Below are 25,372 nucleotides of genomic sequence, written 5' to 3'. Positions count from 1 at the left end.
AATTGGTTTGACCTATTGCATCCGTCCCATGTTCGTGCATGGGACGGTTATCAATGGTTTATGTGCTCTTATGAAACATATACCACAATCAATTACCTACCGGACCATTAGTAATCTTAGTAAGCTTATCATTTATGGAAAATATCTTCCCGTTCACATCTGTTATGCCAAATCCGGCCAATCTTTTGGTGTGCATATCCAAATAGTTTTCGGCTGCTTCTTTTGTTTCAAAAACATAAATTCCGCCAGCTTCGTTTGTCTCCGGGCTTTCTGTCCAAATTTTCCACATAAAGCCCTTTTCACTGTTGATACTCTCTGCTAAATCAGAGAATGCTTCAGCCATTTCATCACCGAATGGTCCTTCCATCTTGAAGTCAACTTGTAATACGTATGCCATTCCTTATTTCCCCTTATATGATTCGTTTGTCACAAAGTAGGTTTCACCTAGAATTTCCTTCTCTTGATAATCACTTGATGAAAGCTCTTTTTGAACAAATTTATCGATGTCGCCTTTTTCAACATCATACATTACTTCAACTTCTTTCGAAAATAAAAGTTCTTCTTTTTCAAGCAGATTGGACAGTGAAGGCTGCTGTTTTGGCTGGGTTTCCTCGACTTCCAAAACCTGCTTAAGTCCGGCAACATAGTATTCGAAAGGACGACCACCGACAATTTTAACACCTTTATTCTCTTCATTTACCATGATAATAGTTGGAAATCCTCTGGCACCAAGTCTTGCAGCAAGCGCAAAGTCTTCATCAAGTAATTTCTGTCCGCTTGTTGATTCAGCTTCATTAAAAATTTCTTCGCCATCAAGTCCCAGCTTATTCATGATTCCCACGAGAACTGATTTCTCAGCAATATTTTGATTAAATGCAAATACAGCCTCTCTCGCACGACGTAAAAATATAGTTGCCAGCGCTTCGTCCTGTTTTTGGATTACTTTAAATACGCGAGAAGGAGGATATGATGAATGAACTGGATTGTCATACCAAAGCGTTCCATCAATTGGCATACGTGTCTGCTCACCAACTTCACGCCAGTGTCCGGCAACATCTGCCGGGCCGTTAATACCATTTGCCGGATCAACCGGACCCCCGCCCCATTTTTCCAATAATCCTCCCAAAACTGTATGGACTTTAAAATGTGCCCCATACTGTTCTGTGAAACGCCGAAGAACTGGTTCCAATGCCCAGCAATGTGAGCATATAGGATCTGTCACATAGTAAAGATCGATTGTGTTCTGTGGTTTATTAAAATCAACTACCTCCATTTCATCCTCCCCAACTACTCCACATACGCCTGTTTCCATATCACAAACCATATTATTGTTATTAGCCACTCATTTTTCCTCGCTTTCGATTGGTATTTTGACATTCATATATTGCTGTGCCCACTCCTGAAGTGGTTTAAGACTATCGGCCAAAGCGCTGCCTTTCTCTGTTAACTCATACAAAATGGTAACAGGCGAGCCACTTTCAACCAGTTTCTCCACCAGCCCTTCACCTGCCAACTCTGAAAGTTTCAGTGACAATGCTCTGGGGGTAATTCCTTTTAAATCCCGCTTCATATCGGAAAAATGAGCTGTGCGATTCTCACATAAGGATAAATAATGGATGATTTGGCCATTCCACTTTTTCCCCAGGATTTTGAAGGAAGCCTCAATATATGGACAAGTTTGCATGTGCATCACCTCTTAATAAAAATTATATCAAATATAAAAATAATATCAAGTATAAAAATTATACTATGATAAAAAATAACCGCCATACTAAATGATGGCGATTACTTCTTTGAATTAGGCAGGATTTATTTCTCACTCCGCGTAATCAGTCTCCCTTACTTAAAATGTCACCCCAAAATAAATCTGCTTCCTCCCCCTGATAACTTCATACTGCAGTTGTGAACTTTAGCGTTTAAGTTGTGAACTTTAGCACTTTTCGTGTAAACTTTAGCGTTTTGCTTGTAAACTTCAGCACTTTCACTGTGAACTTTAGCATTTCGCCGAATTCCCAAGTCCTTCTACAGCTGATCATCCAGGAGAATCGTTAAATCATAAAAAAGACTGATACAATTCAATCGCTGACAAGGTTATAAATAGAACAACGATAGCTCCTAAAATCAAGTTATTCACGACTCCGTTTCGATATTTCATCGCCACTTTCTTTGAATTTAACAGCAGCATTAATGTCAACGCGAGAAAAGGCAAAATGGTTGCACTAAATGCCAGGCCGATAAAAACCAGAAGAATTGGATCATCAACAAACAAAAACAACATGGAAGGAAAAGTAATCCATAAAAGATAAGCCCGAAACGCAGGATCCTTTTCTGTGATCACCCTATTCGAATTTTTATCTTTGTTTTTCAGCAGCTGGACAAAGTCTGCAAATATATATGGAAGGCCATTCCATGCAGATAATAATGATGTAAACGAAGCGGACCAGAAACCGATAAGAAGCAGCCAGGTAGCCACCGTTCCAAACCTTTCGCCATATACATCGGCCATTGTGACAAGTCCTTCAGTACCGCTTAATGTCAGGCCGCTGCCATGCAAAAATTCATTGGCAACAATGATAAGTGAAAAACAAAAAATAGCTGTAATAATATAGGCGACTGCAGAATCCAAACGCATTACGGAGACCCACAAACCGCCGTGCCAACCCTTTTCACGAATCCAATAGCAATAATAAGGGATGGAGGCAGCACCGCCTACACCACTAATAAGACCCAGTGTCTGTAAAAAAGATCCCTCAGGCATTCGGGGGATAAGTCCACCGGCTAAATCCCCTATACTTGGAAAGACAAGCATGGCTGATCCTACTACCGTAATAAACATAACCACAACTAAAACTTGCATGATGCGTTCAAATTTCCCATAACGGCCAAACCAGCCCACGGTCAACCCGACAATAGCATGAACGATTGCCCATCCCCATATTGGAAGAACCGGAAACATGGCTGACATAAACAATGCACAGGCTGATGTTACAGCTGAACCATAAATCAGCCCGAATAAGACAACGTAAAGTACATAATAACCAGATACCCAACGCCCCAAAAAGCGCCAACCTTGCAAAATGGTTTGACCTGTGGCTAAATACCAGCGTCCTACCCCTTCGTTCAAAACGTATTTTATAAGAGCTCCCAAAATCACGGCCCATATTAGAACCAAGCCAAAATCAGCACCCACAACAAGTGAAGCAACCAAATCTCCTGCTCCAACACCAGCAGCCGCAACCACTAATCCAGGACCGACTAATAATAGCTTATTTTTGTCTAATGATGATGAACTTTCAAGGTCATTCCGATCCTTCATATCCATATTTCCTCCTCTCTCAGCCTCCATAAAGTTAAATTTATTATTCCACATATTATCATAATACTTAATTTTTGGAAAAATATATGTGCCAAACTACCAAAAAAAATACCGCTAGCATTAAATGCTAACGATACTGCTAAAGGAAGTCCCCTTTTTATTTATATAAGTATGCTCGTCAATCCATCCCGGCAGAATTCAATCTATTTTGGCCGCTCAATGGAAAATACATCACCGATCTTTGCATAATTCGATCCAGCCAGCCGACTCACTGCGCCAAGGAATTGATGGTTGATTCTCCCACGCTCATATATTTCCTCGGCAATGTGAAATCGAACTACCTTTCCAATCAGAAGATCGGTTCCAATCGACTGATTTTCGCCCAATTCAAGAGAATGCTCCAACTTGCATTCAAACCGGACTTTGGCTTCTTTAATGCCTGGAACTGTAACGATTTCACTATCGATTGGTGATAAGTCTGCTTTTTCGACTTCACTTACATTCGGAGCTAAAGAAGCAGCTGTAAGGTTAATTTTTTCAACATTTTCTTCATCCACGATATGCACAACAAATTCCTTATTCCCTGTAATGTTGCGTGCTGTATCTTTTTGTTCTCCATTTTTGCGCTGAGTTGAGACAGATATCATTGGCGGATTGGATGAAACGATGTTGAAATAGCTGAACGGTGCCCCATTTATTGTTCCATCTCCCGCAACACTAGTCACAAATGCAATCGGCCTTGGAACAATACTGCCAATCAGGAGTTTATAATTTTCCCGTTCTGTATTATTTTTAGGGTCAAAGGATAGCATGCGAACACCTCCTTAATCCAAATTCCGTACTTCGATTGGGATCAATACTTTTTTCAGCTGCTCACGATATTGTTCATACTGTGAGGGCAGTTTCAACCCTTTTCCCATCGTTTCAAAAGATTCATCATGCACAAATCCTGGGGGGTCTGTTGCAATTTCGAACAATATTTCCCCATGCTCCCTAAAGTAAATGGCATTAAAATAATTCCTGTCTTTGACAGGTGTTACGCCATAACCATGGTCTCTCACATATCGCTGCCAGTCCAATTGATCCTGATCATCCTCTGCTCGCCAAGCAATATGGTGAACAGTTCCCACTCCCATTTGGCCGCGTCCGCTGGAAATCGTCTTTAAATCGATGACGTTTCCAATGTCGCCATACGATTTAAATCGAATTAAATCCCCTTCCGCAGCTACTTTTTCAAGTCCCATTACTTCTTCCAGCAATTGCGCCGTTTTATCCGGCTGGGAAGACAATAATGTAGCTCCACCAAATCCTTTAATTGCTGCATCAGGTGTAATGCTGCCAACAGACCAGGCATTATGATCCCCTTCTTCTCTTTCCACGAGCTCAAGTTGTAAACCGTGCGGATCGTTGAAAGCTAAATACGTTTCACCAAAACGCTCGTTCTTCCTGAAATCAATATTAAATTTACCAAGCCGTTCTTCCCAGAAAGGCATTGCTCCTGGCGGGATAACATAGGATGTAACTCCAACCTGGCCATCGCCTATTTTTCCCTGAAATGCATCTGCCCAAGGAAAGAAAGTAATGATTGTTCCCGGTTTTCCTCCTTCATTCCCAAAATACAAATGATATGTTCCGGGATCATCAAAGTTAATCGTTTTCTTAACCATCCGCAGTCCTAATACACTAGCGTAAAAATCAACATTTTCCTGTGGGTGACCTGCAATTGCCGTAATATGGTGAATACCTGCTGTTTTTTTCATTAATATCAACTCCTTCTAATTAACAATTTTTTGTGCTTCCTGTAATTGCAGCCTGCGAACTTTTCTTGGCAGAAACATGCGTATTTCATCTTCATTAAATCCAACTTGCATACGCTTTTTGTCCTTAATGATTGGTCTTTTTAAAATACCCGGATTTTTCTCAATCAAATTGTATAGGGACTTTATTGGTAATTGTTCCAAATTAACATCCATATTCTGAAATACTTTGGAACGCTTTGAAATAATCTCATCTGTTCCGTCTTCCGTTAACCGTAAAATACTTTTGATTTCATCCTCGGTTAATGGCTCATGAAATAAATTACGTTCTGTAAAAGATACTTCCTGCTCCTGTAACCATGCCTTCGCCTTTCTGCAGGATGTACAGCTTGGTGTCGTATAAAGTGTTACCATAAAATCACCCCTTAGTCATATACGTGCAAATTAGATATTCTTAATTCAGAATAAATGATTAAAAAAATTTATCTTCTTTGCCATGTTTCATGTTCATTGGTATGCTGACGCCTTTTTATAAGCGTCAGCCATAACCATCAACCAGTAAATCAAGATATTCGATATTTTTACTGTCCCTGCTTCACACTGGAGGCAATGTTGACCGTCCGTTTAGCCTGATGTTTCGCAGCGCCTTCAACGTCCTCGACCATTTTACCATCTTGACCAACCGTTACACTTGTGCCATATGGGTTACCGCCTGCCCCAAATAATACCGCATCAGTGTAACCTGGAGTTGCTATAATGGCACCCCAATGCATCATAGAAGTATATAAAGATAACAATGTAGCTTCTTGACCGCCATGTGGGTTTTGCGCAGATGACATACCACTTACTACTTTATTAACTGTCTTGCCATTTGCCCATAGTCCGCCTTGAATATCAAGAAATTGCTTCATTTGTGATGGCATGTTGCCGAAACGTGTTGGAACACTAAATATAATAGCATCTGCCCACTCAATATCATCCGATGTTGCTACTGGTACGTCTTTTGTTGCTTCTACAGTTGCTTTCCATGCCTCATTTCCATCAATGACGGATTGTGGAGCAAGTTCTTCTACTTTTAACACTCTAACGTCAGCGCCAGCTTCCTTTGCTCCTTCTTCAGCCCATTTTGCTAATTGATAGTTTGTTCCACCCATACTATAAAAAATTACCGCTAATTTAACATTTTCCATTGTTGAATCGCTCCCTTTTGTATTTTTTCTAAACAAATCCAATATACCCATGTGGTACACCACCATTCGAAAATTAATTTGCTTTTACATAAGCTTTCCGGCAGTCGATTGACCGCTCACAGTTCTCTTAAGTATGTTACAAACCTTTTAAAAGGTTGTATTTCAATCCTTATCCTTATTCCTTCCTCCTTATCAATGTTACTGCATCTATTTTGAATTAAGAATAACACGTTAAAAAAATCACCTTTTGAACATAATAAATCCTTAATTCATAAATTCTTAATTCAAATTAAATAATAAATGTTATTTGGAGATTTGTCAATACCTGACATGAAATAAAACGCCTCTTTCAAGCTCCGATTGATCTCAGGCAGTATTTTTAATTAAATTATTTTTAATTCAAGATAATTATAACCTTGCAATAAAAACTTATCAAAGAAAATGCTTACTCCATACCAGGTCAAATATCCCCCTTTGCTAAGCCCATTATTAAAAGATAGTAAAAAAATCACGTTTTTTTGTTCAGCATACACCTTTTACAAAAGTACTCCGAAGCCCTTTAGAAGAGTCAGGATTCCGACTGTTCTTTATAGTTGAATCATTTCGTCTGGAGAGTGTCATGTTATGGTATTTAGCTCGCCGGTTTTTTTATTTCTTTTTCTCCCTTTCATGCTGTTTACATATTTTATTGCTCCGCGCTTCTTGAAGAACTACTTCCTGCTTGCCGGCAGTCTGTTCTTCTATGCATGGGGTGAACCAGTATTAGTTGTGATCATGCTGTTGTCAATCGGCATGAACTATATTTTTGCACTGGCTGTCGATGCATATCGGGATTCTTCCGTAAAATTAAAATGGATAATGGCTGTAATGATTGTTGCCAACCTTAGCATTCTGGTTGTTTTCAAATATGCTCAATTTCTGGTTGATAACCTGAATTCGCTATTGTCCATATCAATTGAAATTCCGGATATTCCACTGCCAATAGGTGTTTCATTTTTTACATTTCAGTCCATCAGTTATGTAATTGACGTGTACCGAAAAGATGGGAAGGCGCAAAAAAACCCTTTTAACGTAGGGCTTTATATTGCTCTGTTTCCTCAACTGATTGCGGGACCAATCGTTCGTTATCAAACAATTGCAGCCCAAATCAAAGAACGGCACGAAACAATTGAAGGGTTTGCATACGGAATACGAAGGTTCATTATTGGACTTGGAAAAAAGATAATCATTGCGGACAGTTGCGGCCGCATTGCAGATCAGATATTCGCCCAAAACCCGGCTGATTTTTCCACAGGACTGGCCTGGATCGGTATTATTGCATATACATTTCAAATCTACTTTGATTTTTCGGGTTATTCCGATATGGCAATTGGCCTTGCAAAGATGTTTGGATTTGACCTGTTGGAGAACTTCAATTATCCGTATATATCAAAATCCATCGGTGAATTTTGGCGCCGCTGGAACATATCTCTTGGTACATGGTTTCGTGATTATGTATATATCCCATTGGGCGGCAACCGAAAAAGGGAAGTGCATACTTACCTCAATCTGTTGATTGTCTGGACACTGACCGGGGTATGGCACGGTGCGGACTGGACGTTTGTGTTATGGGGTACTTATAATGGATTATTTATTATGCTGGAAAAAGCATTTCTCGGGAAGATTTTAAAGCAGTCCAAGCGTGTGTTTGCGCACATCTATGCAATGTTTATCGTTGTCACAGGTTTTGTTTTCTTCCGTTCCGATTCATTTTCTTATGCTTTTTCCTACTTAGGATCAATGTTCGGTCTTCAAGGCAATGGCTGGGGAATTGACGCCTCCTATCAGTTAGCTGAAAACGGCGTTATCCTCATCATTGCACTAATCGCTTCAACTCCTTTATTAAAAAAGGTTTGTGCATGGCTGGAAAACACAGCAAAACAATCCGGTGAGATCCGTTCAGCGGGATATCGGTTTGCAGCAACCGGCAGTTACCTGGTTGTATTGCTTTTATCCGTCGTTTTCATGATTTCAAATACATTTAATCCGTTTATTTATTTCCGCTTTTAATAACAAGCTCAGCAGCTGGAGGGTTCATTGATGAAAAAGCATAAACTTAGTGACTTGGTCATGATTGCTTTTTTTCTATTATTTATCTTTACGTTTGGAGCAGGAACTTTAACAACCGCCGATAAAGATACATCCATGATGGAAAACCGAAAACTGGAACAGCGCCCCGATCTGTCCCTTAGCCGAATGATGTTCGGAGATTATTTTCAAAAGTTCAATCAATATTTCAACGATCAATTCATTTTACGAAATAAGTGGATCCGGGCAAATTCAAGAATCGATAAACATGTATTAAAGAAGAAAGTTGTCAATGGTATCTACGTATCAAAAGACGGTTATCTGATTGAGCCGATTAACAAGCAAAAGATCCCGCCAAAAAAAGCAGCAGGTGAAATCAATTCATTCACGCAAGAGATAAACAAACAAAACATTGATGTTTATTTTGGGCTTGTTCCCCATAAAACAATCATGATGCGGGATAAGTTGCCGGATTACCTGGAAAGCCACGGAAAAAAGATGACAGACAAGTTGATGCAACGTTTTTCGGATCAGGTTCATGCCATGGATCTTCGGTCAGCAATTAAAGGACATATGGACGAAAAAAACATGTACTTTTATACGGATCATCACTGGAAACCGAAAGCGGCGTATTATGCCTACAGATCGATTATCAACAACATGGCCAAAAAACATCCCGATGTTGGAAAGCCGATCCCAAAAAATCAGTATACATGGAAAGACAGCAAAAAACCATCTTACGGAACCTATGCACGTAAAACCGGAAAAGCGTACGTCAAAAAAGCGGACAGAATCCCTATTGTACAGCCGAAGTTTAAGGAGAAACCCTTTAAGATTTGTTTCAAAGGATCTTGTGACCGGGAATTCTACGTGAAAAAATATCTGAAATCCGATAAAGTATTTGCACCACGGTATAAAGCATACTTAGGGGGAAGTCTGCCGAAAGTAACGATTGAAAATCCGAATAATCCGGATGGTCGCAAGTTATTAGTATTAAAAGATTCCTATGCACATCCAATGATTCCATTCCTGGCCCGTAATTTTAAGGAAATTCATATGCTTGATCAGCGTCATAACGACATAAATGTTTACAAATATGCAAATAAGCATAACATTGACGATGTTTTATTTATTCATAATGCCAATACGCTGGTTAATAAATCCAGTGTCAGGGATTTTAAAGGCAGCAAATAGACCCCGGAGACTGTCCAAAGAGGCTGCTGAAAAACTTGGCGATCATCTTTTACGGATTGAGCGGGGTAAAATAATATCTGAATAGGCAGCTTTCTTCAGCGCAAGTCGGGGGTTCTTCGGCGGGGGTTCCACTTTGTTCGGCGGGGGCGCCAATTTCTTCGGCGCATTCCGTGGTTCCTTCGGCGGGGCCGCCGCTTTCTTCGGCGCGTTCCTGTCCAAACCGGATCAGTCCCTTGATTAATTTTCATCCACAGTTAATCCTGACTCATTCCGGCAATAAGCGCATTAAGTAACGTATTAAATTGTTCCCCCATTGTTTCAGGTGAATCTGTCATATCACTTTCCAGCCAATAATTGATGCTGCCAAAATGGGCATAAACCATAAAATGAATCAAAAAGGCCTTATCTACCTTTAATTGTTCGTCATTGATTTTAAGTTCTTTAAATTCCTTACAAAAATGGCTTTTAAAAACATCAAAAAAACGGTTATAAAAATACGTATCTCCCTTATAATTAAACATAGCTTTATAAAAGCATGCATGTTTCTGAAAGTGATTGAAAAATTCGATGTAGTCTCTTTCCTTTATTTCCCTTTGGCTAATCAGCTCTTTTTCCTGATTCGATAACTCAATCGTCACGATAAGTTCATTTAGTAATTCATCTACGTATTTTTCGAACAGATCAAATTTATCCTTATAATGTAAATAAAATGTTCCACGATTAATATCAGCCCTTTCAGCGATATCATGAACACTGATAGCCCCAAATCCTTTCTCATGAATAAGATTAATAAATGCCTTTTTAATCGATTGCTTTGATTTTTTAATACGTCGATCCTCTTTTTTAGCCATGCAAAGACCCCTTTTTTATATTTTATCGACACTTTGTTTATTTTGTTCAATAATCAACAAAAGCTGGAAAACTGATTATTGAACCAATTAATAGTCGTTATTATAATGATAATATACAGAGTGTTGATAAACAAACACCTAGTTCATAATAATCAATTCCAAAGTCTTATGTTCAAAATTTGTATAGGAAAAGGATTATAAAAGTCCTGCAATCAATTATTATGAAAATCCAATTTGAGGAGATGGTAATATGACAAAGCCGGTTTTTATTATTTCTACAGGAAGAAGCGGTTCAACAGCTATTTCAAATTGTATTAATCTGCATCCCAATATCCTTAGTCTTTCAGAATTCTTATTATCTATCAATATGAATGATTCCGGTCCTGATCCGGAAGCAAACAACTGGCCCGGATTGTCACTGGAAAGATGGGATGGGAAACAATTTTGGGACCTTCTTTCAAAAAAGGAGCCTCTTAATATTGAACCTTACATCAAAAAAGGAGTTCGGCTTAAAGAATTTTTATATAAGATTTCGGATACATCACGGTTTAATTTAAAAACCGGAGTGCCAGCTATTCTTGCTATGACGCTTCCCCACATATCGGAAAAACCCGATGAGTTATATGAAGAATTGGAATCAGCCGTTACACAATTTCCGGAAGATCGGCTTGACCGCCAATACCGGCGCCTATTTGATTGGCTGCTGCAAAGATACAATAGGGATGTCTGCGTTGAACGGTCCGGAGTCTCAGTCTATTTCGTGGATCGTTTAATTGATATGTTTCCAGATGCTAAGTTTATATTTTTATACCGTGATGTCCGGGAAACTGCCATGGCGTTCAATCGCTTTCAGGCTTTTAAATTAGGGACAGCATTAAAAAAGGCCAAGGAAGCCACTGGAGAGGACCCAACAGACCCAAACAGCGACGCATCCCGTTTGGGGGAATTCAAATGGTTACACCCGGATTACTTTAACCTGGAGCAGTTCAATCAATATGAAATGCCATATGATGTCTTGGGAGAAAGTTTATCTTCATCCTTGATTTCAGCCGCTAAAAGTATTGGCAAACTGCCATCAGAGCAGGTGCTTCACCTTCGATATGAATCGCTTATAGAAATGCCGCATGATCAACTCCGGCGCATCATTCAGTTTATACAACCAGCATCATCTACTCGGGAGGAAGATGAAAAGTGGGTCAAGCTAAGTGCCTCTACGATTCGGGCAAAACCGGATACTTGGCCGGATTTACCAGCGGAAAAACGGAAAAAGCTTGAAGAAGCAAGTGAACCAGCGTTGAAATTACTGGAGTATATTTGATTAACGATAATGTCTAAAGGGTTGGGACATACCAAAAGTTTGTAATTCAAAAGATGAACAATCAGGAAATTAGCGGGGGAAAGGCATAGGTGAGACACCGAAGTGCGACGAGCACCAAGCACAAGGGGCTCACCAGCCGGCCGCGGTAAAGAAGAAACGGCGAAAGCTTGCTTGGGCAGATCGCACGAACGCTCGAAATGGAAATAGGGTTTCACTTCCATAGTGGCAATGTAAACCAAAATGTATGGAAATCCCTGTCTGACCACACACCAATTTCCCCACCATGATGTGCAATGATTTCCTTGGAGATGGCAAGCCCCAATCCTGTTCCACCTGAATGATAACTTCTGGATGTGTCCGTCCGATAAAAACGTTCAAATAACCTGTCCGGATTTTCGGTTGGAATTGCTTGACCCGTTCCAGCTACTGACACCCTGTATCTATCAACCAGTCTTTCCCCTTTAATAAAAATCGGACCTTCTCCACCATAATATTGAATGGCGTTATCAAGCAGATTATCGATAACCTGCGATATGCCGATAGAATCCGCATTGATAACTCCGTGTTCAGTATTAAACTCGACTGACATACCCGCATTCTCCAGTGTCCAATGAAACATTTCAACTGATTTTGTGAGAATAAGTTGCATATCGACCGGCTTTTTCTCCAAAAACGTTTGATTCGAAATATAGTCCCATTCCTTCAATTGCTCTAATTGTTTAACCATACTGGTAATTCGCTGTGATTCGTCATAGAGTGATTGGTACAGTTTTACATCGCCATCAACCACACCATTGCATAATGCTTTCAAATAACCGTTTAAATTTGACAGAGGAGTCCGGAATTCATGTGAAAGGTCTGAGATAACTTTTTGGCGATGTTGTTCATTCACTTTTAACTGTTGAACCAAATCGTTAAAATGACCAATCAATTGCCCCGTCTCATCCTTGGTTTTCACATCTATTGGGCCTGGATAGTGACCTGTCTTCATACGTTTCGTCGACTCAATTAGCTTTTTTATAGGCTCAATCAATTTCCTGGTAATATAAAAATGGATCAAACTTCCGATTACAATTGCGCCAATGCTGAAAAACCACAAATATTGAAAAAGAACAGCATTAAACTTTTCCTGTTTCTGTTCGTTCATCGAACCCAATCCATCAGCCAGGGAGCAAGCTGCATTATAAATGGACCACCCGCTTAGCAGGATAAATGCAGTAATAACAATCATATTCGTGATGGATAGGCGCCATAGGAACTGCTTTGGCATCCAGTTTTTTCTCAGTTTATTCATCAGCAAATTTATACCCCATTCCCCGTACAGTCAAAATTCGTTCAGGGTGAGATGGTTTGTCCTCTATTTTTTCACGAAGCTTTTTAATATGGGCGTCAATTGTGCGGTCCATTATAAATTTATCAGCATACGGGTACAACTGATTAATCAAATCTTCCCTTGATAGAACAACGTTCGGGTTTTCCATGAAATAATAAAGCAAATTGAATTCGTGTTTCGTCAAATATAGTTGTTTGTCAAATAGAACTACTTCCCCTTTGCGCGGTTTAATGCAAAGTCCTCCGTAGGCTATTTTTTGACAGAACTGTCCTGTCCTTCGTAAAACAGCCTCTACATGGGCAACAAGCTCTTCTGGATCAAACGGCTTCGTTATGTAATCATCTGCCCCCATTTTCAAGCCATTGATTTTATCATTTGTGCGTGCTTTTGCCGAAACCATGATAATAGATACTTCATTTCGTTCCTGCTCCTTGACCCAGGTGCAGAATGCCTCCCCACTCGTCTTGGGAAGCATTAAATCAAGAACAATCAGGCAAGGGTGATACGTCAGAAAAGCCTGCTTCGCTTCTTCCCCATCTGCAGCCTCGATGATATCATATCCCGCCTTATTCAAATAAATAGTTATTAGTTCTCGTATCATTTTGTCATCTTCAACCACTAGAATGGTTTGTTTCACAATGACCACCTCAAGTCGATTGTACTATATTGTATTTTAATTTATCTTCTCAAGCTCCTGAACCATTAACTCATAATTCATGGCACCAAACGCTGTATACTGGATTACTCCCTCAGAGTCAATGAAAAATGTAGTTGGGATTGGGCGTATCTGGTACATTGCTGCAACCCTGACTTCCTCATCCAGAAGTATTGGGAAGGTCAAATTATATTTATTTACAAATTCCTTTACATTTCCCTTGCCGGATTCCGATTCCGTGAGGTTAACAGCTAAAATCGTTACATCTTTATTTTGGTGGAGTTTTTCCATATCCGGCATTTCCGCACGGCATGGAGGACACCATGAAGCCCAGAAATTAAGCATAACAGGACCTCCCCTGTAATCGGACAGTTTTACTTTTTTCCCACTTAGTGTTTCTAGTTGGAAATCGGGTGCAGTATCACCCACATCAATACCAATCACACCAGTTTCGGCAACTTTTCCAGCAGATTCACCCTGTTCATTTGACGAAGCGGTTTCCGTTTCAGATTCATAATCGGTTGTTGTTTTGTCTGTTGATGTCTTCGTATTTTTATCCGCAGGGACGGCAAAAACATACACAGCCCAGGCAAACATTCCAACAATTATCACAACAAATATTGACTTTTTCACGATTACTTCTCCTCCTAATTATCCTAATTCAGACAACCATGTATCCTGCACAAGATTAAGCAGAAAACCTGTAATACGCGGCATCATCCCAAAAAACAACACAAGTCCCATAATGATCATAATCACTGCCCCGGCTTTCATAATCATCTGGCTGTGTCTGACAATCCATTTTGTTGAGCCAAGAAAAAACGTCAACAAAAGAAATGGTAACGAAAAACCAATTACATACATGACCGTATAAAACACACCCTGACCAGGGTTACTTGCAGCTAAAAGCAAAATCGACCCAAAAATCGGTCCTATACATGGTGTCCACCCCGCTGCAAAACCCAATCCAATAAAAAATGTTCCGATATACCCTGCTGGTCTTTTGGAAAATTGGTACCTTTTTTCCTTCATCAGTGTTGGGATGGTAAACCAACCGGCAACAAAAAATCCCATCACAATAATTAAAATTCCGGCCATCCGTTGAATCAGCAATCCGGATTTACCAATAAGCAAATCTTTCGCCCACTGACCTAAAATGGAAGCACTCGCACCCAAACTAATAAATACCAGGGAAACTGCAAACAAAAAAATGAGCGAATGACTTAAAAGCTGACGGCGTATTTTCGCATTTTTGTCTCCCTGCAATTCTTTCACACTAATACCGGTAATATACGACATATATGCCGGGAAAATTGGCAGCACACACGGTGACAGAAAGGATAATGCACCAGCGCCCATTGCCAAAAACATTCCAACAACTAACATAGTGTCTGCTTCGATTCCACCCATTACAATCTCCTCTTTCTTTTACAATATAGAATATATAAATAACCGGTAATGAATATAAGACCCAGAAACCATGGTGCAATCATGTAGCTGAACACAGTCACAAACGGTTGAATAAAAAGCAATAACGATACCCCTATAAACCAGACCGTCAAAATCACGAGTATTAATGTACTCGACGAAAAGCGGTTCAGGGTAAAAATAAAGATGAACAAAAGCACTGCCAGCAACATCAGATATCCAAATGCTAATTGGTTGTCGTTCCATATGTATTGGATAAATTCATATACAAATGACGCCGTCAGCAGTACAAGCAGGAAAGATTCCAGGAATAGCAGAGTATCTAACTGCCACTTTGAAGACTTATAAAAAAACAACACCGTACTGAAAAATACAGCCAGATAAAATGACTTCGAATCACTTGGATAAGCTAGTATGGACAGTGGATCTACCATGAAAACACGAAAATTCAAGATGATTTTTCCTGCCCAGATAAAGATTATAAGATTAATGAAGTGTGAAGTAATTTCTTCCAAATAGTTTTTTCGATGCTTCTTTGAAAGCCTGCCAAAAATAATCAAACTAATAATCCCGATTGCGATACTTAAAACGATTATCCCGACAGACATTAATTTACCTGCCGCTGCCACCAAGTGATACCTCCTTTCAGTACACACCATATACTACTTGACCAATGTGAAAATTTGATGAATATCTTTTATTAAAAAAGCAATGAAGGCTTTACTATTCCCTCCATTGCTTATCAGACATTTATTTAGGCACGGCTTTACATGCGTAATTTTCTGGGTTCAATTGAATCAATTCAGCGTGAAAACCGTTCAGTTCCAATGACTTCATCAGATTTTCGGACGGAATCCGATGATTCAATGGCGGTCCTGAATCGGTTTCCACAGCTTCCCACTCAATCATGAACAACTGTCCATCCGGCTTCAAAATCCGTTTTATTTCCTGAAGTGTTTGGTTGACATCAGGCACCTCATGAATTACAAATGAACACATAATCCAATCTGCAGAATTGTCTTCCAGTTGGATATGATCCAAATCACTTTCAACATAGTGAATGTTTTTAAGCCCCTCTTCTGCCGCATTTTCCTTCAGCATCTCCAACATTTTCGGTTCTATATCTACGGCATACACTTCTTTTGTTTGTTTAGAAATCGGAATAGTGAAGTATCCGGTACCTGCACCAAGGTCAGCAACATTATGATTTTGCTCCAAGTCCATATACTTTATTACTTCATCTGGCGGTAATTTCTTCCTGCGATCTGCACTCATCAGCTTATGTGCTTTTTCCGGGTTAAAACGTTTGTCAGTCATAATTATCACCTTCCATACAAGCAGCTTATCGGTTGGTTACCTGCTTTTCACAAGCAAGTTTACCGCTTCCTTAATCAAATCCTCAGAACTTTTTCCGGATTCCTTCTCCTCACGAATACACTCCTCCAAATTTCTGCTGACAATTAAAGCCGCAGTTCGGTCAAGTGCATTTCTGGCAGCTGTCATCTGATTCACCACATCACGGCATTCTTTTCCTTCGTCCATCGCTTTCAACAATCCCCTGACCTGACCTTCAACACGTTTAATTCTATTCTTTACCTGATCATCATAGTTCATTGGAGGCACCCTTTCTTTTTAACCAATCATAGTCACTTTCACTATATACCCCTCTGCGTATGATTGCAAAATAATAGTATTCATAGTGAGATTTATACTTAACCACTGAAAATATCCACCCAGACTTTAACTCCAGTCGCAACTATCAAGATAACCAGAATCGATTGTAAAATCGTTGTGTTTACGTTTTTCCCGAATTTTGCACCCAATGGTGAGGCGATTAAACTCGCTACAACCATGATAACTGCCGGAACAAGTAGTACTTGATCCGTTAACACTTTACCGGTAGTTGAGCCAATTGACGAAATAAATGTAATTGCCAAGGATGAGGCGATTGCAATTCTAGTTGGAACTTTCAACACAAGCAGCATGATAGGCATCAGAATAAATGCCCCGCCTGCACCAACAATGCCAGAACCGATTCCGACAACCAGCGCTAGTGAAGCAGCAAGCCAGCGGTTGAAATCATTCGTGTTCAGTGCAGTGTCATCCAATTCCTTTTTGGGGACAAACATCATGATTGCAGCAAGTAATGCCAGAACCCCATAAACAAGATTAACTCCAGCTTCCGTCATATAAGAAGATATAAATCCACCGGCAAAACTTCCAATCAGTATACTAATTCCCATGTAACCAATGACAATTTTATTTAAATAACCGCCTTTTCGATAAACCCAGACACCGCCAATTGTTGCAAATAACACCTGGACAGCTGTAATCCCCGACACTTCATATGAACTAAAATCAGCCACCCCTAAAGCAGCGGGAAGATACAATAACATCGGGAAATTAACGATGGCGCCGCCAATACCAACCATTCCAGAAATAAAGGAACCAATGAATCCTATAAGAAAAATGGTTAAAATAACAATAATACTGTATTCCATAATTAATATCCCCCCGATACGAGGGGACCCAAAGCTGGATTGGTCATCTTTATGCCTTTTTGATCCAGAATTTGAAAACACCATTTTCTTCTGTATCTTGCAGCAGTTCATGACCGCCCGATTTTGCCCATGCAGTCAGGTCGCTTTTGGATCCTTTATCTGTAGCGTGGATTTCCAATACGTCACCAGAATTAATTTCTCCGATAGCCTTCTTCGCTTTTACGATTGGCATTGGACAAGCCAATCCTTTTGCATCTAATAATTTTGTTGCTTCCATTTTCAATTCCTCCCATAAATAATTTCCTGTTATCCGGCAATTAGCCCTTCCGATCAATGGTTCACTTTACCTAGCTACTGCACAACGGTTTGGGCCGATTTCCATTTCTTTTTGCTTTTCCTGATCGGGATTTATTTTGCCCATATTTGTTTTTCGAATGGTTTCATGCTCGTTCGGTTGAGGTGGAAGGTTTTCAGTCACCATTTTTCTAAATTCCTTCTCATCTCCTATTCGAAGTCCTGAATTTTCACTGTATAAAGCACCTAAACGGGCAAAAATCTTACCGCCGTCCCCCATTTCCTTTGCAAATGAATAATGTGCGGGCAGTACAATCAAATCCTTCGAGAGGTTTCTGTACCTGTGATAGAGCGTTTCACGAAGATCATCCACCCAGTCTTCCGCTAATCCGGCCAAATCCGGGCGGCCTATTGATTCCACAAATAATGTATCGCCGCTCAGCAAATACGTTTCATCCACAATAAATGAGGTACTGCCTATTGTGTGTCCCGGAGAATAGATGGGTTGCACGTCAACCGTCGTATCTCCCACTGTAATATCAGAACCTTCTTCCACCGGGGTGAAATCGAACGTCACTTCTGTCGCATCTTTGGGCGGTAAGTAATACGCTGCTCCCGCCTGTTTTGCCAGATGTCTTCCACCGGAAATGTGATCTGCATGCAAATGTGTGTCGATAACGTATTTAATTTTCACTCCAAGCTTCTTAGCAAATTGTTCATAAACTCCAGTCATTCTGGCTGCATCAACAACTACTGCTTCCCCGTTGGATTCGATAAAATACGAAAGGCAGCCTTTACCCAGACGCACAAATTGATAAAGTGTTCCTCCATCTTGCAAATCCCCTATTTTCACAGGTTCCAAGTGTTCACTCCAAGCTTTCATCCCCCCTTCCAGACTATATACATTTGTAAAACCTGCATCTTCGAGTAAATCAGCCACCATCTGAGAGGAACCGCCCTTTGCACAGGCAACAATTATTTCCCGGTCCTTGTCCGTATAGTCGGACACAGGTTCAACACTATCCAATAGGTTATAGTAAGGCATGTTGACAACCTCAATCGTCTTGCCTTCAATCTTCCATTTTTCAAATTCATCTTTATTTCTTACATCCAGAATAAAAGTTCTTTCCTGATTCACAATCCTTTTTGCAAGTTCTTGAACCGTCATTGATTTAGACATCTTCTTACCTCCCTTGTATATTTACTCAACCTTATCTTCCCAATCGAGCATGCCGCCCGTCATGTTGGTCACATCATACCCCTTACCGTTTAAAAAGGTACATGCCTTGCCACTGCGACCCCCTGAACGGCAAATCATAAAATAATGCTTGTTTATATCCAGTTCATCAAGTCGGTCCGGAAGTTCGCCCAGCGGAATATGATGTGCACCGGGAATTATTCCTTCTGCCACTTCAAAGTCTTCCCGAACATCGATCAATTGTAATTTTTCACCTGCGTTCACTTTTTCCGCCAATTCTTTTGCACTAATTTCCTTCAATTCTTTTCCCTCCAAATTTACGTTCTGATTAACATTGCTTTCTATATAAATAAACTAATATTGCCTTCTTCGGCATCGCCGATATATGCAGCAACTCCTGCATACTCAATTTCATCCAGCAATTCTTCTTTTTGTAGACCAAGCAAATCCATCGTCATCGTACATGCAATCAGTTTTACACCTTGCTCCTGTGCCATATCTACTAGCTGCGGCAATGGCATCGCATTGTGTTTCTTCATCACATTTTTAATCATTTTTGGCCCCATACCCAAATAATTCATTTTGGATAAACCCATTTTATTGGTGCCCCTTGGCATTAATTTTCCAAACGCTTTTTCCAGAAACTTCTTTTTTACTGAAACCTGATTCTCTTTTCGAAGCGCATTTAATCCCCAAAAGGTATGGAAAATCGTCACCTCATGATCATAAGCGGCAGCGCCATTTGCAATGATATATGCAGCCATTGCTTTATCATAGTCACCACTGAACAAGACGATTGTTGTCTTCTTCTTTCCTTCCATTAATACGACCATCCTTCCTTTTCATTATATTACACATACCCGTATAGGTATTGTAAAATGTTTAAAAACAGGGTTCGCATTTGCACCGAACCCTTATTGAAAACATGATACATCATACTATATACCCCTGTAGGTATTTTGTCAAACGTTTATTTTTAATTGAAACCATATCACTTTAAGATTTACCACCAATTAAATTTTCCTGCTTAGCTAATCTTCTTAGTGATTTTAATTTATCCATTTCCCCTATTTTTCCCTTTTCAATTGCCTCCCTTAAAACGTTAAGGGATTGCGTGATATCTCCGCGTTGAACAGGAAAAGGATATCCATCCTTTCCGCCATGCGCAAATGCATATCGAACAGGATCTTCAAAGGATGGCCGCGAACCATGTGTGACCTCTGCCACCATAGCCAATGCCCGTAATGTACCAGGCCCCACTCCTTCCGTCTCCAGCAACTGTTGATAAGTCTCAGGCGGTTTATCATAAATTTTATATAAAATCTTGTCCAGATAGCGCGGCGATGGAATGGGATGACTTTCAGGCATAGTTAAGACGGAACTTAAAGGAGTCGAACGTTTTTCCTTGTCGGGCGTGGTTTCATTTTCACCCCACATCCCTTCATCAAACAGGCTAAGTTGCTGTGGGCCCTGATTTTTCTTCTCAACATTGAGCGTAATAATTTCATTGTAGACTTCTTTAATGTCATCCGGCCTTTCCTGACAGACCTCAACCGAGGCCAATCTTGTTGTCTGATTCTGCCCGGATACTAAATTAAGTACATTTTTCTTCCGAACGCCGCACACAGCCTTTTGAGGGGAATTCGTAAAATCTTTCACTTCTTCGCTTAACCAGTGATATCGGCGTGCATAGCGATTTTTATCATTCATTCCCTGCTGAATGACAGCCCAATTTCCGGAACGATCAAAAACTAAAAAATGGTGATATAGCTGGTAACCGTCTTGCACCGCGGCAGAGTCCACCTTGGCGACTGTACGGCTGGTCTGTTGCAATTGAACGATATCATTTGATAAACCATACCTTTCACCAGCTTCCATAATTTCTATTGGGGTTTTTCGTGAAGCCTTCCCCTTTCCACCAACGAGAAACAGTCCCATCTCACCCTGTGCCTGCCGTAATCCTTCTTTGAGTGCTCCGCATACAACCGTTGTTAAACCGGATGAATGCCAGTCAAATCCCAACACGCTTCCAAAGGATTGAAACCAGACCGGGTCCGAAAGTCTTCGCAACACTTCCTCCGTTCCATACTCCATTACCATTGTCTGAACAATAGACGCACCTAACTCCTTCATTTTTGTGAATAACCAAGGCGGGCAATGGCCTCCGTGAAGGGGAGAGTTTGCTATACCTGTTCTCATGCGATCACCTTCTTTCCCCTTTTATTCTATCATTGCCTGTACCTTATATGGAGGACCAACTTTTACCTGGGGACTTTTACCAACACGCCTTATTTTATGGCGTAAAAACCATCCTGTTTATTCCACTCGGCATAAAACACTTCTTCAGGCTGCCATCCGTCGTATTCATCCAGTTCCTTTTCCAGCCATTCTCTGTCAAATCCAGCAGCTTCCACATTCGGCTTATCAATCTTCCCTTCACTAATTAACGTAAATGTCAACCCTGGAACCGCTGGAGATAAATCCAAATCGTTGTTGGTTGGGGCATCATATTCAGGGTATTTAAGCACGCTAATGGTACCGTTTGGTTCCAAAATCGCATAAGAAACTTCCCGTATTGAAAAAGTTCCTTCTTGTCGCAGCAGACTTAGAATCTGATTAATATCCATATGATTCTTGCGAAGAACCTTTTGATCTATTTTACCGTTCCTGATTACAATAGAGGGGTTCCCTTCCAGAACCCCTCTTGTGGAACGAAATTTTTGTGTAATTTTTTCAACCCCAAATACCAATAAACCCCAAAGGATAATGGTAAACAACACCATCCAGACATGGATTTTTTCTTCATATATTGCTGCTCCCACGAATTCACCCAACACCAGTGATGATATAAAATCAAAAGGAGTTAATTGGTTTATCTGTGTTTTACCTATTAACCTTGTAATTGTAAAAAGAGCAATAAATCCTACTGTAAGTTTAACCATGACACCGGCTATATCCATATTCTTTCATCCTATCCTGACAAAAATAGTATTTATTCTACTATAATAGCCAAAGCATCGTAAATTGATACCAAATACCCCCGTAAACGGGGATATGACAACGTTTACGAGGACAGTATCCAGCCTTAAATTACTATTTTTGAAAGAAGATTAAGTCCTTCTATCAAGCTTTTGTTTTTCGCGTCTCAACTTAACTTCTTTATTAGCAGTTTTATAAAAGGAATATCCCATCAGCAGGACAACAACTGAACAGAACTGATTATTCGTTAAAAACAGCCCCTTACCATGCTCATAATCCTTCTTCTGAGATTTTTTCTTTTTTATATATCCTGTTATGGATAACCTTAAAACAAAAAAATGCCACTGAACGTCACTGAGCTTGACTGAGCTTCACTGAATGACCTAAATGCCTCTCATTCGCTATGAGTGGATTTGGAGTAATTCAAAAGGTCTGATACTATTTCAATTGTTCGAAAAATGTTTCAAGGAGGCCATCAATTATGGGTCATAACAAAATGGCAATTATCGATACTGACATTCATGAACGTGCTCAATATAGTGATATTGTTGATAAGCTGGATGAACCGTTCAGACATTACATTGAAAACTGCCACTGGATACAGGAAAAGCATATGCCATATACACAGCCGACAGTTGCAGGAGTCGATCGGGCTGATGCAGCACTTCCGGATGGCAGACCTGCAGGCACGGACTTAAATTTCATGCAGGGACAATTGCTCGATGAAATCGGTCATGAGGCTGGAATTTTGACCGGAGCCCTGGATCCATCCCCTTCCTCGATGCATGGTTGGCATGAAATGGCGACGGCCTTAGCAACAGCCTATAATGATTGGCAAATTGAAACCTGGCTCGATCAGGATAAACGGTTATACGGTTCTGTTCATATTGCTGCCCAGGACCGTGATGAAGCGATTAAAGAAATTGAACGTGTAGGCTCTCATCCCAAAATGGTGCAGGTATTACTGCCGATAGATGACATTATGTGGGGTGAACCATATTATCACCCAATTTTTGAAGCAGCTGAGAAACATAACTTAATGATTGGTATGCACCATAATGAGCCACCTGTCTATTACGGCAAATGGCCACGCTACTTTATTGAGTGGCATACGTTGATTCCTACAGCGCACATGAAGCAAATTACCAGCATGATGTTCAATGGTGTATTTGAGAAATTCCCGAATCTTGGTCTTATGATGATTGAAGGCGGCTTTACTTTTATTCCGCATCTGATGTGGAAAATGGACCAGCAATTTCGGGATTTGCGTCATGAAGTCCCATGGCTGAAACGAAAGCCAAGTGACATTATGAAAGATCAGGTTCGTTTTACAACTCAGCCTGCAGAAGAACTGACAAAACAGGAATTCTATTCCCTTATTGAACAGATGGGTACAGATGAAATGCTTTGTTTCTCAACTGATTATCCACATTGGGACTACGACTCTCCGCATAGAGCATTACCACGTATGGATTCAGAGCTTAAGCAAAAGATTTTCGCCGAGAACGCCAGAAACTTTTACCCGAAACTGGCGAAAGCGGAGGATGAATAGCATGAAGGAACAAATTGTATGCCAAACTGCTGATATAAATCCGGGGGACATGATGAAAGCAACATTTGGTAAGCAGACGATATTGGTATGTCGCACACCAGATGGGGAATTCTATGCATTTTTGAACCAGTGTATTCATCAGGGCGCTCCGCTTGATAAAGGAATGATGTGCGGGGCGACGACTGTTAACAGCAGGCCGGGGCAATATGATTATTGTCATCACGGTGAAATCATCCGTTGTCCTTGGCATGGCAGGGAATTTGATATTAAAAATGAAGGACGAATGCTTGCCAACCCCGATAAAAAAATCCCAAGTTTTAATGTGCGTATAGAAGACGAAAATGTCATCGTTTATAAAGGTTGATTGGGCTCTGATGCTCTAGGACATCGCTGAAGAAACCATGCTCGTCCACCGCCGGAATCAATTCAGGGCTCATGAACAAAGTGTCAAGCAATTACAAGAAACAAATGTCCAAATCAAAACTCCTATGGCCATTGATCAATTGATTGGTAATGACGATCGTATCGAATCCGTTGCCTTAAAAGAACCTAAAGGAGATGCCGCCGAACAACTAGAAGTCGATGCCCTGCTGGTTAATCACGGGTTTCTTTCAAACATTGGAGCTATTAAAGAGTGGGGATTGGAACTGGAGAAAAATTCTATTGTTGTTAATCAGAAAATGGAAACCGATATTCCGGGAATTTACGCCGCCGGAGATATTACAACCTACGAAGGTAAAGTTAAACTGATTGCCACCGGCTTTGGCGGGGCGCCAGTCGCGATAAGTCAGGCTAAACATTACATTAACCCCAGGTCAAAGGTTCAGCTGCCACACAGCACACGTGTATTAGGCAGCGCATGATTGATTTGATGTTACAATAGAAACAGAAAAAGGCGCATCGTCCAGGAAGAAACATTTGGCCCCCTATTAACAATTGAACGCTTTTGCACGGAACAGCAAGCTGTCCAACTCCAAATACGGATTGGCCGGGACTGTATCGACAACAGATTTAAAGAAAGCCGAACAAGTAGCCAGTCAATTGCGGATGGGGACCGTCTGGATCAATGACTTCCACCCCTATTTCGCCCAAGCTCCATGGGGCGGCTATAAATCATCCAGCATCGGCCGTGAATTGGGTAAACAGGGGCTTGACATGTATACGGAAGTCGAACATGTTTTCGAAAACACAAAACCATCACCGCTCAACTGGTTCTAACCATACAAATCAATCCTATACAATAAGTCGGGATCTAATCTAAAGATTCAATAAACACTGGGACATGTCCCGGCAGCCGGTTCATAATAACAATGATTTTTAAAACGACCGGTTAAAGGCTCACCGTACCATGTTGGAGGACATGGTGCATATGGATTGAAATACCAAAGAGCGTATTGCGCCGGGTATTGTCTCCAGTAATTCAAATTCTTTCTTGCTAATTTTTTCTCAACAGCTCTTGCCCTTTTATAAAACAAACTGCCTTTTTGAACAGCTTCAAACGAATAATTTCCTCCTTGCACTTGAAAAATGACATCTCGAATTGTTCGTACGTCCGTAAAATCTAAACAATCCGCTACAGCCCGATTAACTATTACATTTCCCACATACAACATTCCTTGTTTCCCTTCACCTACAGCTTCTGCTCTCAACATCCTTGCCACTAAGGCTACGTCAGAATTTGTGTATTTTACCCTTGGCATTTTTCTCACCCCAAAATATTGTATGGAGAAAAGCTTGCC

The 25,372-nt window shown here is 40.5% G+C and carries 30 protein-coding genes and 1 pseudogene; 7 read left to right on the top strand and 24 right to left on the bottom strand.

Annotation, left to right across the window (positions count from 1 at the left end; translation table 11 throughout):
• Positions 1-88: 88 nt before the first annotated feature.
• From B1K71_RS04810 to wrbA, 8 genes are all read right to left on the bottom strand, one after another.
• A complete protein-coding gene (locus tag B1K71_RS04810; RefSeq protein ID WP_077324859.1) occupies positions 89-397 on the bottom strand; it encodes a monooxygenase in 309 nt (102 codons plus the stop codon).
• Positions 398-400: 3 nt separating this feature from the next.
• A complete protein-coding gene (locus tag B1K71_RS04805) occupies positions 401-1,324 on the bottom strand; it encodes a DsbA family protein (RefSeq protein WP_077330033.1) in 924 nt (307 codons plus the stop codon).
• An 18-nt stretch (positions 1,325-1,342) separates the two neighbouring features.
• Positions 1,343-1,684, bottom strand: coding sequence for a winged helix-turn-helix transcriptional regulator (locus tag B1K71_RS04800; RefSeq protein WP_077324858.1), 342 nt, complete (start codon positions 1,682-1,684; stop codon positions 1,343-1,345).
• A gap of 369 nt (positions 1,685-2,053) precedes the next feature.
• On the bottom strand, positions 2,054-3,316 hold the full coding sequence (locus B1K71_RS04795; RefSeq protein ID WP_245799164.1) for an Nramp family divalent metal transporter: 1,263 nt from the start codon (positions 3,314-3,316) through the stop codon (positions 2,054-2,056).
• A gap of 203 nt (positions 3,317-3,519) precedes the next feature.
• The gene (locus tag B1K71_RS04790) at positions 3,520-4,128 is read right to left on the bottom strand and encodes a flavin reductase family protein (protein ID WP_077324857.1); all 609 of its coding nucleotides are present in this window, start codon (positions 4,126-4,128) and stop codon (positions 3,520-3,522) included.
• Positions 4,129-4,140: 12 nt separating this feature from the next.
• Entirely contained in the window at positions 4,141-5,076 is a 936-nt protein-coding gene (locus tag B1K71_RS04785) for a ring-cleaving dioxygenase (protein ID WP_077324856.1), read from the bottom strand.
• A 15-nt stretch (positions 5,077-5,091) separates the two neighbouring features.
• Positions 5,092-5,487 (bottom strand): transcriptional regulator SpxA, encoded by a 396-nt coding sequence (gene spxA, locus B1K71_RS04780; RefSeq protein WP_077324855.1) that lies wholly within the window; start codon positions 5,485-5,487, stop codon positions 5,092-5,094.
• Positions 5,488-5,654: 167 nt separating this feature from the next.
• Complete coding sequence (gene wrbA, locus B1K71_RS04775) at positions 5,655-6,263, bottom strand: NAD(P)H:quinone oxidoreductase (protein ID WP_077330029.1); 609 nt, start codon at positions 6,261-6,263, stop codon at positions 5,655-5,657.
• A gap of 624 nt (positions 6,264-6,887) precedes the next feature.
• Between wrbA and B1K71_RS04770 the strand changes: the two genes are divergently transcribed.
• Positions 6,888-8,312, top strand: a complete 1,425-nt coding sequence (locus B1K71_RS04770) for an MBOAT family O-acyltransferase (RefSeq protein ID WP_077324854.1) — start codon at positions 6,888-6,890, stop codon at positions 8,310-8,312.
• A gap of 30 nt (positions 8,313-8,342) precedes the next feature.
• Entirely contained in the window at positions 8,343-9,524 is a 1,182-nt protein-coding gene (locus B1K71_RS04765) for a DHHW family protein (RefSeq protein ID WP_077324853.1), read from the top strand.
• A gap of 254 nt (positions 9,525-9,778) precedes the next feature.
• Here the strand turns inward: B1K71_RS04765 and B1K71_RS04760 are convergent, their stop codons facing one another.
• The gene (locus tag B1K71_RS04760) at positions 9,779-10,375 is read right to left on the bottom strand and encodes a TetR/AcrR family transcriptional regulator (protein WP_077324852.1); all 597 of its coding nucleotides are present in this window, start codon (positions 10,373-10,375) and stop codon (positions 9,779-9,781) included.
• Positions 10,376-10,625: 250 nt separating this feature from the next.
• Here B1K71_RS04760 and B1K71_RS04755 point away from each other — a divergent pair, with 250 nt between their 5' ends.
• Positions 10,626-11,693, top strand: coding sequence for a sulfotransferase (locus B1K71_RS04755; protein ID WP_077324851.1), 1,068 nt, complete (start codon positions 10,626-10,628; stop codon positions 11,691-11,693).
• 211 nt (positions 11,694-11,904) lie between these two features.
• Here B1K71_RS04755 and B1K71_RS04750 read toward each other — a convergent pair whose 3' ends face one another.
• The 14 genes from B1K71_RS04750 to B1K71_RS04685 form a co-directional block, all read right to left on the bottom strand.
• Positions 11,905-12,987 (bottom strand): sensor histidine kinase, encoded by a 1,083-nt coding sequence (locus B1K71_RS04750; RefSeq protein ID WP_245799163.1) that lies wholly within the window; start codon positions 12,985-12,987, stop codon positions 11,905-11,907.
• The gene (locus B1K71_RS04745) at positions 12,980-13,663 is read right to left on the bottom strand and encodes a response regulator transcription factor (RefSeq protein ID WP_077324849.1); all 684 of its coding nucleotides are present in this window, start codon (positions 13,661-13,663) and stop codon (positions 12,980-12,982) included. The genes B1K71_RS04750 and B1K71_RS04745 overlap by 8 nt, the downstream gene beginning before the upstream one ends.
• A gap of 36 nt (positions 13,664-13,699) precedes the next feature.
• Positions 13,700-14,314: a TlpA family protein disulfide reductase gene (locus B1K71_RS04740; protein WP_077324848.1), complete on the bottom strand. Its 615-nt coding sequence runs from the start codon at positions 14,312-14,314 to the stop codon at positions 13,700-13,702.
• Positions 14,315-14,332: 18 nt separating this feature from the next.
• Positions 14,333-15,091, bottom strand: a complete 759-nt coding sequence (locus tag B1K71_RS04735; protein WP_077324847.1) for a cytochrome c biogenesis CcdA family protein — start codon at positions 15,089-15,091, stop codon at positions 14,333-14,335.
• Positions 15,091-15,738 carry a hypothetical protein gene (locus B1K71_RS04730; RefSeq protein ID WP_139343300.1) on the bottom strand — a complete coding sequence of 216 codons (648 nt, stop codon included), beginning with the start codon at positions 15,736-15,738 and terminating at the stop codon, positions 15,091-15,093. Before B1K71_RS04730 ends, B1K71_RS04735 begins: the two co-directional genes overlap by 1 nt.
• A 121-nt stretch (positions 15,739-15,859) precedes the next feature.
• The gene (locus tag B1K71_RS04725) at positions 15,860-16,426 is read right to left on the bottom strand and encodes a class I SAM-dependent methyltransferase (RefSeq protein ID WP_077324845.1); all 567 of its coding nucleotides are present in this window, start codon (positions 16,424-16,426) and stop codon (positions 15,860-15,862) included.
• 36 nt (positions 16,427-16,462) lie between these two features.
• A complete protein-coding gene (locus B1K71_RS04720) occupies positions 16,463-16,723 on the bottom strand; it encodes a metal-sensitive transcriptional regulator (RefSeq protein WP_077324844.1) in 261 nt (86 codons plus the stop codon).
• A gap of 98 nt (positions 16,724-16,821) precedes the next feature.
• Positions 16,822-17,610, bottom strand: coding sequence for a sulfite exporter TauE/SafE family protein (locus tag B1K71_RS04715; protein ID WP_077324843.1), 789 nt, complete (start codon positions 17,608-17,610; stop codon positions 16,822-16,824).
• Between the two features lie 49 nt (positions 17,611-17,659).
• Positions 17,660-17,887: a sulfurtransferase TusA family protein gene (locus tag B1K71_RS04710; RefSeq protein WP_077324842.1), complete on the bottom strand. Its 228-nt coding sequence runs from the start codon at positions 17,885-17,887 to the stop codon at positions 17,660-17,662.
• A 66-nt stretch (positions 17,888-17,953) separates the two neighbouring features.
• Positions 17,954-19,084, bottom strand: coding sequence for an MBL fold metallo-hydrolase (locus tag B1K71_RS04705; RefSeq protein ID WP_077324841.1), 1,131 nt, complete (start codon positions 19,082-19,084; stop codon positions 17,954-17,956).
• Between the two features lie 21 nt (positions 19,085-19,105).
• Positions 19,106-19,402, bottom strand: a complete 297-nt coding sequence (locus B1K71_RS04700; RefSeq protein WP_077324840.1) for a rhodanese-like domain-containing protein — start codon at positions 19,400-19,402, stop codon at positions 19,106-19,108.
• Between the two features lie 41 nt (positions 19,403-19,443).
• Positions 19,444-19,923, bottom strand: a complete 480-nt coding sequence (locus B1K71_RS04695) for a DsrE/DsrF/DrsH-like family protein (protein WP_077324839.1) — start codon at positions 19,921-19,923, stop codon at positions 19,444-19,446.
• Positions 19,924-20,098: 175 nt separating this feature from the next.
• Positions 20,099-21,289: a DUF763 domain-containing protein gene (locus B1K71_RS04690; RefSeq protein WP_428848865.1), complete on the bottom strand. Its 1,191-nt coding sequence runs from the start codon at positions 21,287-21,289 to the stop codon at positions 20,099-20,101.
• A 101-nt stretch (positions 21,290-21,390) separates the two neighbouring features.
• Entirely contained in the window at positions 21,391-22,062 is a 672-nt protein-coding gene (locus B1K71_RS04685; RefSeq protein WP_077324837.1) for a DUF421 domain-containing protein, read from the bottom strand.
• Positions 22,063-22,562: 500 nt separating this feature from the next.
• Here B1K71_RS04685 and B1K71_RS04680 point away from each other — a divergent pair, with 500 nt between their 5' ends.
• The 4 genes and pseudogenes from B1K71_RS04680 to B1K71_RS04665 all read left to right on the top strand — a co-directional run.
• Positions 22,563-23,633 (top strand): amidohydrolase family protein, encoded by a 1,071-nt coding sequence (locus B1K71_RS04680; RefSeq protein ID WP_077324836.1) that lies wholly within the window; start codon positions 22,563-22,565, stop codon positions 23,631-23,633.
• 1 nt (position 23,634) lies between these two features.
• A complete protein-coding gene (locus B1K71_RS04675; RefSeq protein ID WP_077324835.1) occupies positions 23,635-23,997 on the top strand; it encodes a Rieske (2Fe-2S) protein in 363 nt (120 codons plus the stop codon).
• A gap of 37 nt (positions 23,998-24,034) precedes the next feature.
• Positions 24,035-24,496, top strand: a complete 462-nt coding sequence (locus tag B1K71_RS04670; RefSeq protein WP_342742111.1) for an NAD(P)/FAD-dependent oxidoreductase — start codon at positions 24,035-24,037, stop codon at positions 24,494-24,496.
• Positions 24,497-24,511: 15 nt separating this feature from the next.
• Positions 24,512-24,851, top strand: a pseudogene (locus B1K71_RS04665) (aldehyde dehydrogenase family protein); the annotation flags it as partial.
• 47 nt (positions 24,852-24,898) lie between these two features.
• On the opposite strand, the gene B1K71_RS04660 reads toward B1K71_RS04665, so the two are convergent.
• The gene (locus B1K71_RS04660; RefSeq protein ID WP_077324834.1) at positions 24,899-25,333 is read right to left on the bottom strand and encodes a cell wall hydrolase; all 435 of its coding nucleotides are present in this window, start codon (positions 25,331-25,333) and stop codon (positions 24,899-24,901) included.
• Positions 25,334-25,372: the final 39 nt, after the last annotated feature.

Source organism: Virgibacillus siamensis, assembly GCF_900162695.1.
In the GTDB taxonomy this organism is placed as follows: Bacteria; Bacillota; Bacilli; order Bacillales; family Amphibacillaceae; genus Lentibacillus; species Lentibacillus siamensis_A.
Note: the sequence above shows the minus strand (reverse complement) of the source record. Positions and strands in the feature narration are given on the sequence as shown.